This is a genomic window from Lysinibacillus sp. BS3 (assembly GCF_039614735.1).
Taxonomy (GTDB): domain Bacteria; phylum Bacillota; class Bacilli; order Bacillales_A; family Planococcaceae; genus Lysinibacillus; species Lysinibacillus capsici.
In genome coordinates, this window is record NZ_CP154860.1 from 1,957,115 (window position 1) to 1,972,388 (window position 15,274).

Consider the following 15,274-nt stretch of genomic DNA (forward strand, 5'->3'; position numbering starts at 1 on the left):
ATACACAGTTTAACCTAATTCAAAAAATGATAAGGAGATGCTCGTTTGCGCGAACACCTCCTTTTATCAAAAATTTATGCTGAAGATTCCTTCAGTAATCTTTGCATGTCTTCATTTAGCATACTTGTAAAGTGTAATGGCACACTTGTTAAAGGATGCTCCATACTTAAAGATACACAATGTAATGCTTGTCGATCAATCTGAAGACGACTACCACCATAAAGGTCATCCCCCACAAGTGGGTGTCCAAGATGTGACATGTGCACGCGAATTTGATGTGTACGCCCTGTATGCAATTGAAGTCGTACATGTGTCATTGGTTCAGCACCCAGTGAAAAACGCTTCAGAACCTTTACATCCGTATGTGCATATTGTCCATCTTCTCGTACTTCTCTTTCAATAATACTAGCTTCTTTACGACCAATCGGAGCTATAATCGATTGAAAGTTTTGTTCGACATGCCCATGTACAATGGCTTCATATTGTCTTGAAATCTCTCTCTTACGCTGAGCAAGCCCTGTTAAATGATGAATATGAGCATGCTTAGCTATGCATAGTAAACCTGATGTATCTCGGTCTAGCCTTGTAACAATATGAGCCGTAGAGGCCAATCCTTGTTGCTGAAAATAGCCACAAACTAAATTTGCAATGCTGTTTGTTGGATGCTCTCGTGAGGGTATCGTACTTTGATGAGCTGGTTTGTTGAGCACTAAGATGGCATCATCTTCGTATACAATGGACAAATCTCCATGCTCGATAGCAAGCCCTTCACTTTTTTCTTCAGGAGGAAACGTTACTTTCACACAATCTCCAACTTGCAGGATATGTCTCACATTACGTTCGACATCATTCACAGTCAACATGCCACCATCAAACTTAATAGCTGTTAGAGCTCGCTTAGAAATACGCCACTCTTGAAGAGCCTCTCGTAATAATTGGCCATTTTTCTTTGCCTCAAATTGTAATGTAAATCTTGTATCCACGTTATTCATTTGCAACAAATGATTCATGCACTCGCTCCCAAAATGGGAATGGTCGGAAACGGGCAAAACGTACTCTTTCATTTGCTACATTAAACGCTATGGCTTTGACATCACCTTGAGTAATTTGCAAGTGATCAACAGTCATATTAAAATTTTGTTCATTTACAGGACGCAATACACAATGATGGTGTGCTGGTAAGATTAATGGCGATCCTACTGTCCTGAAAACGCGGTTATTAATTGAGGCAATTTCAGTGACTTGGAGTGCCGCTAGTGTAGGATGTATGATGGCTCCACCTAGAGCTTTATTATAAGCCGTACTACCCGAGGGAGTGGATACACAAAGACCATCACCACGGAAACGCTCAAATTGATTGCCATTTAACTCTACATCCATCACAAGTGTAACATCTGGCGATTTGACGGTTGCTTCGTTTAAAGCAAGATACGTATTTGATTCGGCATTATGATGCTCTACCCTTACTTCCAGCAGTGGATATTCCACAACATTAAAATCCTTCTTAGCAATGGACAAAACTAATTTTTCTAATTCAGATGGTTTCCAATCCGCATAAAATCCTAAATGCCCTGTATGGATACCAACGAAGGCTACCTGATCTAATAAATGGGAATATCGATGAAAGGCATGCAATAGTGTGCCATCTCCTCCAATCGAAACAACAATTTCTGGCGTCTCTTCATCATAGGTCAAGCCAAAATCCTGTAAATAGGTTTTAGCAAGTTCCATCAGCTCGTTAGATTGTGCATCTCTACGTGATTGAATCGAAAATTTCATTGCGCGTCACGCTCCTTCTCCGTTAGTAAATTAGGATTCGATGCTTCTTTATATTCGCTAAAGTAGGCCTGTGCCTCTTGAATTTCACTACGAATGGATGACATTTCTTCATCCAACCGAAATGCTGCCTCGGCAGCACTTTGCAAGCGATTCTTAATTTCTTCTGGGAACATGCCCTTATATTTATAATTTAAAGAATGCTCTATTGAAGCCCAGAAATTCATGGCTAGTGTACGGATTTGTATTTCTGCTAATACTACTTTTTTTCCTTGAATTGTTTCAACAGGATACTCCACTATCATATGGTAGGAGCGATAACCACTAGGCTTATTATGTGTAATATAATCGCGTTCTTCCACTACACGCATATCTTTTCGCTGACGAATTAGCTCAGTTACCGTTGAAATATCATCAACAAATTGACACATAATCCGAAGGCCAGCAATATCACCAAGTTCATCACCAAGTTGTTTAGAAGGCTCAAAAGCTAGTCCTTTTTCTAACGTTTTGTCATATATACTTGCTAAAGGCTTGACACGTCCTGTAACAAATTCAATTGGTGAATTTGCATTAACAATACCAAATTGCGAACGCATGCCCTTTAATTTTACTTTTAATTCGTCTACTGCTTGTTTATAAGGACTTAAAAAAATTTCCCATTGTCCCATTGTAAAAACCTCCCGACAATCGGTATCGAACACCACCGTCTGTTCGTTTTGTCTTTCTATTCAGCAAGAATAGCCTTGAAGTGTTGTTCCACTGCCTGGACAAATTCTGCCCCATAATTGTAATTTCCTTCAATATTATACACGAGCATTTCCAATTCCTCGTAGAAATTTGTCAGCTCAATCACTTCTTCACCTATTCGTAGCAATGGATTTTTCCCTTTTTGTAAAATATGTACAAGATTCCCCCAACTACTCGGTGGAAAACGCAAGTAATGATAGTCTTCACCTGCATCAAGTAAATAAATGAATGCAAAATCATCTGAATCTGCAATGAGTTGTCCAGCAGGTTTTAACTGTAAATTTACTTCATTGTCGTTTAAACTAAAATGAAGTTGATCTTGTTCAAAATTCGATGTATCTATTGTATAAATTTTACGCACATGCGGTTCCCCTTTTCGTTGTACTCTTCCTCTTATTTTAGCACACAGGGTAAATAGTTGCAGTGTGTAAATATTAATTCGAGCGAAACAACGGATGAAAAATAAAAAATAAATAGGTGACTATAAATGACACAAGAAATTGAAATTGAATTTAAAAATCTATTAACAAAACAACAATACGAACAATTATTACAAGAGTTCCACATTAGCCAAAATGCTATTCATCGTCAAACAAATCATTATTTTGACACACCTAATCAAGCAATTCGCAACCTACAAAGTGGTCTTCGTATTAGACAAATTGGTGATTATTTCGAATGTACGCTCAAAGAAAAAAACGCCGAGCATGCTCACCTTGAAACGACGGATGAAATAACAGCAATAGAGGCGCAACAAATGTTAGATGGCAAAGGATTTTATGCTCAAGAGGTAGCTAAAAGATTAGCTCTTCATCACATTCCTTTAGAACAATTGCATGTATTTGGTTCTCTCACTACAGATCGTGTCGAAATTCCCTACAAAGAGGGACTTCTCGTTTTTGATCATTCTTTCTATTTGCAGCGTGACGATTATGAGGTAGAATATGAAGCAAAAGATGCAATAAAAGGAAATATAATTTTCGACGAATTTTTACAACAATATGGTATTGATAAGCAACCAACTGATAAAAAAATTGCTCGTTTTATGAAGGCACTAAAAGCACAAAATTTATAAAAGTAGAAAAAAGGAAGGTGTCTGACTCCTTGGATATTCAATCATTCAAATCTTTACTAGAAATTCGGGCTTTGCAAACACTTGGATCAAGCGAAAGTTCACCCACAGACAATGAGTCTATTTTTTCTGATATGATTAACGAATTATTAGGAGAAACTTCGACAGCAAGTAATGCTAAATTATCAAGCTTGCTTGCTACAGGAACAGCAAATAATTCAAATTTCGTCAAAGAATTAGCTACTTTGGAGCAAAGTCCATTAGAATCATTACTTTACAAAGGGTCTAATGCTGTGTTTATACCTGAATCAGTCAAACAAGCTTTAGCAAACACATATGCTAATAACAAACTTGATTCCTATGTTTCAGACGATGTAATAGGCTCTACAGCATATGCTAATTCACTAGCAGGATCAAATGAGTATACTGCCATTATTGAAAAAGCAGCCGCTACTTATCAGATACCCGCGAAGCTTATTGCAGCGGTTATTAAACAAGAATCTAATTTTAATCCAACTGTAGTAAGCCATGCGGGTGCGCAAGGTTTAATGCAACTCATGCCCAAAACAGCACAATATTTGGGTGTGACTAACGCTTTTGATCCAGAGCAGAATATTATGGCTGGTGCAAAATATTTGCGTCAAATGCTAGATAAGTTTAATAATGACCCTTCACTAGCATTAGCAGCTTATAATGCTGGCGCATCTCGTGTTACGAAATATGGAGGAATCCCTCCTTTCAAAGAAACACAGAATTATGTCAAAAAAGTGATGAATTACTTTACAGTGTAATCGCATCTTTCCTGTTATCTATGTCATTTCCAACAAATTTCACCCATAGTGGTGAAATTTGTGCTTTTGTAGCGAACAGCAATTCGAAAGAGCTCTTTGTTTGTGTTAACGAAAAGACGTTGATAGAATGAAGGTAGTCACAAGAATTTCACAATTTGATGAGGATGAAGTATACAATATGGTACTTTACGATATAAAGAATTAAAGGAGCATATAACTTATGAGTCGAAAATACACTGTTCCTTATGAGGAGCTGGGAGCTGAAAGACTGTCAGAACTCATTCATGCGTTCTATAAAAGAGTTGCTCAGCATCCTGATCTTATTCCAATCTTTCCAAAGGATTTAACAGAAACAGCCCGTAAACAAATTCAATTTCAAACACAGTATTTAGGAGGGCCAAATCTTTTTACTGAGGAGCATGGTCATCCGATGATGCGTGCACGTCACATGAATTTTCCTATTACACCTGACCGCGCTCAAGCTTGGCTAGAGTGTATGTCAGAAGCAATGGATGAGGTAGGTTTGGAAGGGAAGTTCCGTGAGACTTATTATCAACGTTTAGTATTAACAGCTCATCACATGGTTAATACGCCAAATGACGATGAGGGGGAATTGTTACGTGAATAATATTCAAATGTTGCAAGAGCCAACGCCAACGATTTCTACTGCAAACAAGCCAATTGAATTGTATATTTTCGTAGATCCACTTTGCCCTGAAGCTTTCAGTATGCAAGCAACTCTTCGTAAATTACAGCTTGAATACAACCATTACTTCACATGGCGCTTTGTTTTAAGTACAGAACTTACTTCTTTAAATTGCTTAAGTAAACGTGTCAAAGGCTGTATTTCAGGAATCGAACTTGATATTAATCACCCTGTTTTACCTTCTATCGCTATTAAAGCAGCTGAATTACAGGGGAAACGTGCAGGTGCGCGTTATTTGTCGAAACTACAAGAATACGTATTATTAAGTCATCAAGATGTAAACTCCTATGCAACGCTTTTAAAAATAGCTGAGGATGTTCAACTCGATATGAATGAGTTTACTGTTGACTTTGGTTCAAAAGAGGCAGCACGTGCTTTCCAATGCGATTTATATATTAAACGCGAAATGGAAGTAGATGAAGTACCAAGTATCGTATTTTTCAATGAATGTATTGAAGATGAGGGACTAAAAGTTAGTGGTAGCTATTCCTATGAAGTTTATGAACATATTTTACAAGAAATGCTGAACGAACAGCTTGTCCGTCAGCCTTTACCATCAATAGAGGACTTATTTTCTAAATTCCATACTCTTTCTACAAATGAAATAGCTTTTATCTATTCATTAACAGAGCAAGCAGCAGAGCGTGAACTAAAGAAACGCATGCTGCAACAAAAGATCGAACGAATCCAGACTACTCACGCTACGTTATGGCGTCTTAAATAATAAAATAAACAAAAGGGACTCCAATCATCATGATGGAGTCCCTTTTTCAAGATAACGCAAAATACAAAGAAGCGCCTCTATCCTCGACCGATAGAGACGCTTCTTTTTCACAAAGGGGATGGGAGAAATGTTCACGTTCAAACAAAGGGGTGTATGTTTGTTTTGTGATTTATTTCACAAGAATTACTCTATCATGGAATAATATATTTAGCAATGAAACCAATACTAGATTCACAAATTTGTCAAATAGAAAGCGATTACAAACAGTATTTTTCCAAGATGCACACTTTTAAACTATTTAGAAATCAAAAAAAAACATTATTCTTTCCTTTTAATTTATGCTGTTAATAAAAAGAATTAGGCTATAGGAACATTCCTATAGCCTAATTAATTAGTTATTTAACAATAATTTTTCTAATTCATTTAAACGTTCTTCAAATACTTTACATGCATCTTCAATTGGCTTAGCTACGTTCATATCAACGCCTGCTGCCTTTAATACCTCAATAGGGAAATCAGAGCATCCCGCTTTTAAGAAGTTATTAATATAACGTTCTACAGCTGGTGCACCCTCCTCTAAAATTTGTTTACTCAATGCTGTAGCGGCTGATTTACCAGTCGCATACTGATAAACATAGTAATTATAGTAGAAGTGTGGAATACGAGCCCATTCTAAGCCTATTTCCTCATCAACCACCATATCATCACCGAAGTACTTTTTGTTTAATTCATAGTAAACTTCTGTTAAACGATCTGCTGTCAAGGATTCACCGTTCTTATCCATCTGATGAATAAGGTGTTCGAACTCTGCAAACATCGTTTGTCTGAATACCGTACTTCTGAAGCCATCTAGCCAATGGTTTAATAAGTATATTTTTTGTTGTGGATCATCAATTGTTTTCAGTAAATAGTCATTTAATAACTCTTCATTGCAAGTAGAAGCGACCTCTGCCACAAAAATAGAGTAGTCTCCATAAACAAAAGGCTGGTTGTTACGTGAATAATAACTATGAACACTATGGCCAAATTCATGTGCTAATGTAAATAGATTGTTCACATTATCCTGCCAATTCATTAAAATATACGGATTCGTACCATAGGCGCCTGAAGAATAGGCTCCACTACGCTTCCCTTTATTCTCTAAAACATCGACCCAGCGGTTATCCAGTCCATTTTGAACGATGCTTTGATATTCCTCCCCTAATGGAGCTAAAGCCTTTACTAAAATATCTTTCGCTTCATCATAAGAGACCTTCATTTCCACCTCTTTAACTAGTGGCGCAAATAAATCCCACATATGCAATTCGTCTACACCCAATAATTTCTTACGCAACGAAATATAACGTTGCATAGCTGGTAAATGCTTATGAATTGTTTCCACCAGCTGATCATAGACATTTTCAGGAATGAAGTTATTAGACATGGCAGCGTGGCGTGCAGATTCATAATGACGAATTCGAGCACTTACATTATGCTTCTTTACATTACCAGTTAGCGTAGCCGAGAACGTATTTTTAAACTTGCCATATGTTTCGTACATAGCCTTAAATGCGCCTTCACGTACAGAGCGATCCTTGCTCTCTAAAAACTTGATATAATTACCATGCGTAAGTTGTACTTCTTCTCCCTCTTCATTTTTCACATGAGGGAATACCATATCAGCATTGTTTAACATGCTGAATGTATTCGAAGCTGTACCTGTCACCTCAGACATTTGCGCTAGCAATGCCTCCTGTTCGGCTGGTAATACATGTGGACGTGCCATTGTAATTTCTTTTAAAGATTGCTTATATAGTTCTAGGTCTTGATTTTCTGTTAAGTAGCGTTCAATCGTTTCTTCACTTAATGACAGAATTTCTGGCGTTAAATAGGAAAGGCCAGCTGAGATACTCGTTGCCAATTTTTGAATACGGCTGTTCATATCTTGATAAAAGCTATTTGTAGTATCTTGATCATAGCGCATATGAGCATATGTGTAGAGCTTCATTGCACGTTCATATATATGATCATGATACTGTAAAGCTGCTAATAATGCCTCTGCCCCATTATTTAAAGTACCTGCATAGCTAGGTGCTTGTTTAGCAAGCTCTGCAACCTCCTTCAATTCCTCTTCCCAAGCTGCATCTGTTGCAAAGATGTCTTCTAAGCGCCATGTTAATTCTTCTGGTACTTCTTTTCGAACCAAAACCTGATTACTGTTACTAGCCATATATGCCAGCCCCCTTTATATGTGCTTTTTTCCTTTTACTCTCATATTTTCTCAGTATATTGTGGCAATTGCAAATAAATGTACATAGACTTGCTCACAATTATCTAGTAAACCATCCTCATGATGCATACGCTTAAGAAGATACCCATAATTTTGAATAGCCCTGAGTGCTTGTTCGGTTACTTCCAGTTGATGCTTACATAAAAAGTTTTCCATCTGCCCCTTTGTTAATTCAAATGGAAGACGTCCTAATTGTTTACTAAAATAAAACAGCATTATTTGCCACTCGCTCGTAAACAAAGGTATAGCTGCTCCTTCTTTCACTGGAATACCAATGTATGGTGGCAGAGCAGTAAGAGAAAGATTTAATTCATAGCAATTACGTAAAAATGGATCTTGTGCCCCCTTCTTGCTATGTAAAAGACGATTATGCGCAAATTGCCTACAAGTCTGTTTATAGAGCTGCCAATAGCGTTGAAATTCTTCCTGGGTAATACGTTGAGGTCTATAAAAAGGGAAATGTTGTTGATCGACCGAAATTTTCTGTACTTTACCTATGAAAGTATGCCCATGAACATGAAGAAGATTCGTCCAATAAACAAACTGGGCTGTCACCGGGTTGTACGTCAATAAATATGGTAAATCCGTTGTCGTTATAAACGCTTTTTGCAGCAGTGGAGAGATTCTAATTTTTCTGATGCCGTTGACGGCTTCTTTGCCTTGTGGAGTTTGAAAAAGCCAGATTGCTTGTATATCATTTCTTTCATAGCCCATTGTTCGTTGATGCCATTTTTCATGAGAGATTGTACTACATTGAAATTCAACTGCGAACTGCTCCTTATCGAGTGTAACAAGCAAATCTGGGCGCTGAGAAAGCTCCTTTAAATATGGTTCTAGTTTCACCTGATGTCCATGCTTTTGGAGCCACTCATATAATTGCACTTTACCTTGTAAATGTATTTTAGATTCATTTTCTGCGAACAGCTGTGAACAATGATTTTTTGTGAAGTGAGCAAAGTGGGGAATATTATAGTTACCTATTTTCAATTGAACTTGTTCTAAACATTGAGGACAATAAAATTTCATTTGCCGCCTATATCGCTGTAAAGCTTTCCTCGTATATTGATATGGGAGAAATAGTTGCTGTTGATTGTTATAGGCAATCAGCATAGTATCAGCTCCTTTTTAGCCAACTATAATAGAATGGATTTTCACTAACAAAAATAAAGCACCTTTTTCTTGAAATTTTAAAAATGCGCTCTTATTCAAGCTCTTTGATGCTGAAAACATAAAAAAGGACTGTAGCGAAACTCGATTCATTTACGAGTTTCACTACAGTCTAAAATAATTAGTATTTCATTGCCTATGCAAAGTATTTTCGAACTGTTTCAAAGCAATTGAATTCCATAATCTTTTCACCGTACTCCTCTAGACGATGAATTGTAAAATTGGATGGTGTTAAAAATTCCTTGATAACTGCATTTCTATCATGACGATTTAAATCCTCATCTGCGTTTCCGAAATCAACAACTAGATAGTACCAATTTTCATATTTGAATAATGAGGAATCCACTAATTCGTCTGTCATTCGTTTTGCGACAGGGATTAACTCATCAATATCTTTAAATTTATAAACATAAATGTCTGTATCCATAAATAATTCTGACTCATCCATGTCACCAAATTGAGTTAGTTGGCTAAGAAGATCCTCTCCAACTTCATCGAATGGTGCAAACATATCTTTGTGTTCATCAAAATTCGAATGACCATCTAATGTTTCACCGTCTTTTAAAATATGTGCACGTGTGACAATGATTTCTAAGCCTACTTCAGATGCATTGATATGAATCCAAATCGGACCCTCTACATCAAAATAATCCTCCGTGTTTACTTCATCAATCATATCCCAAAAAAGTTGTTCACCCTTTGCTCGATTGTACCAAATTTCTTCACGACTATAGCCGCGATCCTCTATATCATTGTACGTAATAAAGAGCTTGAGTGTATTTTCATTTACACGTTCGATGTCCACTAGACCTCATCTCCCTTCACTGTCATATGTCGAAAAACAGTTTGTTTCATTAGTATGCTTTTATTCTTTGTTTTTAACCTTCATACTGCATTTGTTTTTCAACCTTTGACCACACTACAGTAAAACCATCGAGTAACCGTAAACATGAATTTTTGTGTTCACAGTTGTCTCTAACTCTATTGTATGCTGTTCTGTCATAAAATGAAAAGGATATACACCGTTTCACAGAAGATATTTGAATTATTGAAATTGTAGTAAACTATTTAACTTAAATCAAGTTTAACATACTTTTACGGAAATATATGACTTTTCCCTATTAATTATTATACTTCATATAGAAGGTTTTACAGAAGTAAAACATAAAAAAAAGATGTCACAACATGTATTCCACATCTGTAACATCTATTACATATATTATTCAGAATAGAAAGGTTTAATTCACCATTCGTTGCGCTTCTTGTAATTGATATGCTCGAACTTTTCGAGGTAAGAAACGACGAATTTCATCTTCATTGTAGCCAACCTGCAGACGTTTTTCATCTAAAATGATTGGTCTACGTAGTAAGCCAGGATATTCCTGAATTAATTCATATAAACGTTGTAATGGTAAGCTTTCAACATCCACATTTAATTTTTGGAATATTTTAGAACGAGTGGAAATGATTTCATCAGTTCCATCTTCTGTCATTCGTAAAATTTTTTTTATTTCACTTATGCTAAGCGGTTCAGAAAATATATTACGTTCTGTATATGGAATTTCGTGCTCCTCTAACCAAGCTTTTGCTTTACGACAAGAGGTACAACTTGGTGATGTAAATAGGGTTACGATCATTCTGACACATCCTTTCATTTAAAAATTATTATCTATAAACCAGAACCAATGTGTTAAATTAGAATTAATGTAATGTAAAATACACAGTACCATTATACAGTACTCAGCTGTATTTGAATATAGTTCCAATAAAAAAATCTGAACCTATCCATAAATATTCTGTCTATTCATACAGCTTTCAAATATGATGTATTTTCTTCAAACTTATGTGCTACTACTACCATTCCCATTTTTAAAGCATTTTAAACATCTAAACAGATATCTCAGTTGTTCTCATTTAAGAAAAATAATCGAGAAAATTGTCAATCCCATGTGTACATCCAAACAATTTTTTAATAAAAAATTATAAATTTATAACAAAATTACATAACAAAAAAAGCATATAATTTTTTCTAGAAAAAAAACACCGTCAAAAGTCTGACTTTACACAAAGGAATCTTTATATTATAATTCTTTGCAATCAAATCAATTTGAACAATTTAAATTGAGAAAAACGCTGACGAAGAGTAGTACATATGCTAATTCACGTATAGAGAGTCTGTGGTTGCTGTAAACAGATCGTGGATGCATGTGGAATGGACTTCCGAGTTAGCTTTGTGAACGCTACTTGAAGCTATTAGCAAAGCTCGTCCCTTCACGTTACGAAGTTGAGTGGCCTTTTTAGGCAAGCTGGGTGGTACCGCGGATTCAAACATCATTCGTCCCTTCATTAGAAAAATCTAATGAGGACGCATGATGTTTTTTTGTCTTCATCACCAAGTTGAAAGGTGAAGACAACGCTGTGACACAAGTTACAGCAATTGAATTCGAGGAGGAATTTTTTAATGACAACTATTTTTTCTGGCGTACAGCCTACAGGTATCGTAACATTAGGGAACTATTTAGGAGCATTCAAGCAGTTCCCGGCACTACAAGATGAAGGAAACGCTATTTATTGTATCGTTGATCAACATGCCATCACTGTTGCACAAGATCCTAAAGAATTACGAGAAAGTATTCGTAAGCTTGCTGCTACCTACATTGCTACTGGCATTGACCCTAAAAAATCGACATTATTTATTCAATCAGAGGTGCCAGCGCATGCTCAGGCAGGATGGATGTTACAATGTGTTGCGTCTATTGGTGAGCTAGAACGTATGACACAATTCAAAGATAAATCACATGGTAAGGAAAGCGTATCTGCTGCTCTTTTAACATATCCACCGCTAATGGCTGCAGACATTCTACTTTATAACACAAATATTGTCCCTGTCGGCGATGATCAGAAGCAGCATATTGAGCTAACTCGTGACCTTGCAGAACGCTTTAACAAACGCTTTGGCGATGTTTTAACAATTCCGGAAATTCAATTACCTAAAGCTGGCGCACGCATTAAATCCTTACAAGAGCCAACAAAGAAAATGAGTAAATCAGATCCAAATACGAAAGCGACAATTCGCTTATTAGATACTGCGAAAGACATTGAGAAAAAAATTAAATCAGCTGTAACTGACTCTGACGGCATCGTTGCATTTGATGTGGAAAATAAACCAGGTGTTTCAAATTTATTGACAATCGAATCAGCTATTTCAGGGGTAGCCGTTGAAGATTTAGTCAAAAAATATGAGGGAATTGGTTATGGTGGATTCAAGCAGGGTGTAGCAACAGCAGTAATTGAACACCTAACACCTATTCAAGAGAAATTCTATCATCTAGTAGAATCATCAGAATTAGATGTCATTCTAGATGAAGGTGCTGAAAAGGCGAATGTGATTGCTAGTGCTACATTAAAACGTATGGAAGATGCTATGGGTCTTGGTCGCGCACGTCGCTAAACTTACGGCTTGTCTGAGGATCGATCAAAGCCCAAATCAAGCACAACTGCGCAGATGATGATACAGGCTCCTACCGCCATATAAAATTCTGTTGTTTGAAAAATAAATTTGAAAACAACCTTCCATGAATAACCTAGTGTGCGGTAATTTAAATACAATATGAGATTCCCTACAGAGAGGATCATTAAGCCATAACTTACTAAAAATAAAAAGAGACGAAACATAGTAATGGCATCCTTTCTATTTCTTCTTACTTATCATTTATTCACAAAACTATAAAAAAAGACGTCAGCCATTTAAATTTGGCTGACGTTTTTTTATGTTTATCTATTATGCTTCATATTTTTTGAATAGGAGACTTGCATTATGACCACCAAAACCAAGAGAATTACTCATTGCATATTGAATATTTGCTTCTCTTGCTTCGTTTGGAACATAATCTAAATCACATTCAGGATCAGGATCTTTTAAATTGATTGTAGGTGGTAAAATCCCTTCTTTAAGGGCTAATGCTGTGAAAATAGCTTCCACACCACCTGCTGCTCCTAATAAGTGACCCGTCATAGATTTTGTTGAGCTCATTGCAAGGTTATACGCATGATCACCAAAAGCAGTTTTCACAGCTTGTGTTTCGAATAAATCGTTATATGGCGTACTTGTACCATGGGCATTAATATAATCAACTTGTGATGGCTCTACGCCACCATCTGTTAATGCTTGCGTCATCGCACGTGCTGCACCTTCACCCTCTGGAGCTGGAGCCGTAATGTGATGCGCATCCCCAGTTGCACCATAACCTAAAACTTCAGCATAGATTTTGGCACCACGAGCTTTTGCATGTTCATATTCTTCTAAAATGACAATACCCGCTCCTTCTCCGATAATAAAGCCATCTCGGTTTTTATCGAATGGGCGACATGCAGCTTGTGGATCTTGATTTAATGATAGTGCTGTATTGGCACAAAAACCTGCAACCGCCATTGTTACGATTGGTGATTCAGCACCACCAGAAATCATAACATCAGCATCTCCACGCTCAATTACTTTAAAGGCATCACCAATAGAGTTTGTGCCTGAAGCACATGCCGTTACAGAACAAGAATTTATCCCCTTTGCACCAAAGTGAATAGAGACTTGGCCAGATGCCATATCAGGAATCATCATTGGGATAAAGAAAGGACTAACACGTCTTGCGCCACGCTCTTGGAATGTTAAAAATTGTTGTTCATATGTTTCCATCCCACCGATACCAGAACCAATCCATACACCTGCACGTGGAGCTAGCTCTTCATCAATTGTTAGCTGTGCATCTTCCATTGCCATAATAGAAGCCGCTAATGCGTATTGTGTGAAGCGATCCATTTTACGTGCTTCTTTACGATCAATGTATTTTTCAATATCAAAGTCCTTTACTTCTGCGGCGATTTTTGCGGCAAAAAGATCTTTATTTAAACGTGTCAGCTCACCAATGCCAGATTTACCAGCTTTAATGTTTGCCCATGTTTCTTCGATGCTATTTCCTAGTGGTGTAACTGCGCCAATTCCTGTAATTACTACTCGTCTTTTACTCATTGTCTTACTCCCCTCAAGCATTTTTCCTACTTATTTTCCCCATCTCATGGCTACGGCACCCCATGTTAAGCCGCCACCAAAACCTACAAGGACTAATAAATCATCCTCTTTAATCTTACCTGCTTCGAGCTCATCTACCAAGGAAATACCAATAGATGCTGCTGAAGTATTTCCGTATTTATGAATCGTTTTTGACATTTTTTCTGGTGGTAGCTCTAAACGCTCACGTGCAGATTCCATAATACGTATATTTGCCTGATGTGGCACTAGGAAATCAACGTCTTCTTTTGTTAATCCCGCTTTCTCTAATACATTAACAGCCGATTCACCCATTTGTCGAACAGCAAATTTAAACACTTCACGACCATTCATCGCAATTGTATCTTGCTTCGTTAAATAAAGATTCTTTCCGCCTGTACCATCTGCACCAAGTTCAAAGGATAGAATACCTCTACCTTCAGAGACTTGCCCAATGATAGCTGCACTGGCACCATCGCCAAATAATACAGCTGTATTGCGATCTTCCCAATCAACGACTTTAGACAGCTTTTCAACACCTACTACTAAGACATATTTATAAGCATTTGCCTCAACAAAGTGCTTTGCTGTCACTAAACTATATATAAATCCTGCACATGCTGCTGCTTGATCCATTGCTGCAGCATTTACTGCTCCGATTTGTTCCTGAATCATACAAGCTACACTTGGAAAAGTTTGATCCTGTGTGACAGTTGCTACAAGAATTAAACCAATTTCCTCAGGCGTAATACCCGCATTTGCAATAGCTTCTTTTGCAGCAGCTACTGCCAAATCTGAAGTTTCCTGATCATCTGCCGCAAAATGACGTTCTTCAATGCCTGTTCGAGTACGAATCCATTCATCAGAAGTATCCATGATTTTTTCCAAATCAAAATTTGTAACGACCTTCTCAGGAACATATTTGCCTATTCCTATAATACCAGCGTTCATATAGCAACCCCTCAGCTTTCTTACTAT

General features: G+C 37.1%; 16 protein-coding genes and 1 other annotated feature. Of the genes, 5 read left to right on the forward strand and 11 right to left on the reverse strand.

Features of this window, described 5'->3' with window-relative positions; all coding sequences use genetic code 11:
- Window positions 1-74: 74 nt before the first annotated feature.
- From AAJG31_RS09945 to AAJG31_RS09960, 4 genes are read right to left on the reverse strand one after another with little or no spacing between them, the layout of a single operon-like run.
- A complete protein-coding gene (locus tag AAJG31_RS09945) occupies window positions 75-1,010 on the reverse strand; it encodes an RluA family pseudouridine synthase (RefSeq protein WP_066036268.1) in 936 nt (311 codons plus the stop codon).
- Window positions 985-1,779: an NAD kinase gene (locus tag AAJG31_RS09950; protein WP_004227435.1), complete on the reverse strand. Its 795-nt coding sequence runs from the start codon at window positions 1,777-1,779 to the stop codon at window positions 985-987. The genes AAJG31_RS09945 and AAJG31_RS09950 overlap by 26 nt, the downstream gene beginning before the upstream one ends.
- Complete coding sequence (locus AAJG31_RS09955) at window positions 1,776-2,447, reverse strand: GTP pyrophosphokinase family protein (protein ID WP_004227437.1); 672 nt, start codon at window positions 2,445-2,447, stop codon at window positions 1,776-1,778. The genes AAJG31_RS09950 and AAJG31_RS09955 overlap by 4 nt, the downstream gene beginning before the upstream one ends.
- Before the next feature lie 56 nt (window positions 2,448-2,503).
- Window positions 2,504-2,887, reverse strand: a complete 384-nt coding sequence (locus AAJG31_RS09960; RefSeq protein ID WP_279493998.1) for a hypothetical protein — start codon at window positions 2,885-2,887, stop codon at window positions 2,504-2,506.
- Window positions 2,888-3,013: 126 nt separating this feature from the next.
- On the opposite strand from AAJG31_RS09960, the gene AAJG31_RS09965 reads away from it, so the two are divergent.
- From AAJG31_RS09965 to AAJG31_RS09980, 4 genes are all read left to right on the forward strand, one after another.
- The gene (locus AAJG31_RS09965; RefSeq protein WP_066036269.1) at window positions 3,014-3,601 is read left to right on the forward strand and encodes a CYTH domain-containing protein; all 588 of its coding nucleotides are present in this window, start codon (window positions 3,014-3,016) and stop codon (window positions 3,599-3,601) included.
- Window positions 3,602-3,630: 29 nt separating this feature from the next.
- Window positions 3,631-4,389 carry a lytic transglycosylase domain-containing protein gene (locus AAJG31_RS09970; protein ID WP_048392027.1) on the forward strand — a complete coding sequence of 253 codons (759 nt, stop codon included), beginning with the start codon at window positions 3,631-3,633 and terminating at the stop codon, window positions 4,387-4,389.
- A gap of 220 nt (window positions 4,390-4,609) precedes the next feature.
- Window positions 4,610-5,017 (forward strand): globin, encoded by a 408-nt coding sequence (locus AAJG31_RS09975; RefSeq protein ID WP_066036270.1) that lies wholly within the window; start codon window positions 4,610-4,612, stop codon window positions 5,015-5,017.
- On the forward strand, window positions 5,010-5,819 hold the full coding sequence (locus AAJG31_RS09980) for a DsbA family protein (protein WP_004227450.1): 810 nt from the start codon (window positions 5,010-5,012) through the stop codon (window positions 5,817-5,819). The genes AAJG31_RS09975 and AAJG31_RS09980 overlap by 8 nt, the downstream gene beginning before the upstream one ends.
- Window positions 5,820-6,210: 391 nt before the next feature.
- On the opposite strand, the gene pepF is transcribed toward AAJG31_RS09980, so the two are convergent.
- The 4 genes from pepF to spxA all read right to left on the reverse strand — a co-directional run bounded on the left by pepF (window position 6,211) and on the right by spxA (window position 10,889).
- Window positions 6,211-8,028 (reverse strand): oligoendopeptidase F, encoded by a 1,818-nt coding sequence (gene pepF / locus AAJG31_RS09985; protein ID WP_279493996.1) that lies wholly within the window; start codon window positions 8,026-8,028, stop codon window positions 6,211-6,213.
- 51 nt (window positions 8,029-8,079) lie between these two features.
- Entirely contained in the window at window positions 8,080-9,198 is a 1,119-nt protein-coding gene (locus tag AAJG31_RS09990; protein WP_279493994.1) for a competence protein CoiA family protein, read from the reverse strand.
- Between the two features lie 193 nt (window positions 9,199-9,391).
- Window positions 9,392-10,060: an adaptor protein MecA gene (mecA, locus tag AAJG31_RS09995; protein ID WP_004227456.1), complete on the reverse strand. Its 669-nt coding sequence runs from the start codon at window positions 10,058-10,060 to the stop codon at window positions 9,392-9,394.
- A 433-nt stretch (window positions 10,061-10,493) separates the two neighbouring features.
- Entirely contained in the window at window positions 10,494-10,889 is a 396-nt protein-coding gene (spxA, locus tag AAJG31_RS10000; protein WP_025116803.1) for a transcriptional regulator SpxA, read from the reverse strand.
- Window positions 10,890-11,379: 490 nt separating this feature from the next.
- Window positions 11,380-11,601, forward strand: a binding site (T-box leader).
- Window positions 11,602-11,716: 115 nt separating this feature from the next.
- Between spxA and trpS the strand changes: the two genes are divergently transcribed.
- Entirely contained in the window at window positions 11,717-12,706 is a 990-nt protein-coding gene (gene trpS, locus AAJG31_RS10005) for a tryptophan--tRNA ligase (RefSeq protein WP_259951051.1), read from the forward strand.
- A 2-nt stretch (window positions 12,707-12,708) separates the two neighbouring features.
- On the opposite strand, the gene AAJG31_RS10010 is transcribed toward trpS, so the two are convergent.
- The 3 genes from AAJG31_RS10010 to AAJG31_RS10020 all read right to left on the reverse strand — a co-directional run bounded on the left by AAJG31_RS10010 (window position 12,709) and on the right by AAJG31_RS10020 (window position 15,247).
- Entirely contained in the window at window positions 12,709-12,930 is a 222-nt protein-coding gene (locus tag AAJG31_RS10010) for a hypothetical protein (protein ID WP_016994330.1), read from the reverse strand.
- Window positions 12,931-13,036: 106 nt separating this feature from the next.
- Window positions 13,037-14,278, reverse strand: coding sequence for a beta-ketoacyl-ACP synthase II (gene fabF / locus AAJG31_RS10015; RefSeq protein WP_048392031.1), 1,242 nt, complete (start codon window positions 14,276-14,278; stop codon window positions 13,037-13,039).
- A gap of 30 nt (window positions 14,279-14,308) precedes the next feature.
- Window positions 14,309-15,247 (reverse strand): beta-ketoacyl-ACP synthase III, encoded by a 939-nt coding sequence (locus AAJG31_RS10020; RefSeq protein WP_048392032.1) that lies wholly within the window; start codon window positions 15,245-15,247, stop codon window positions 14,309-14,311.
- Between the last annotated feature and the right edge of the window lie 27 nt (window positions 15,248-15,274).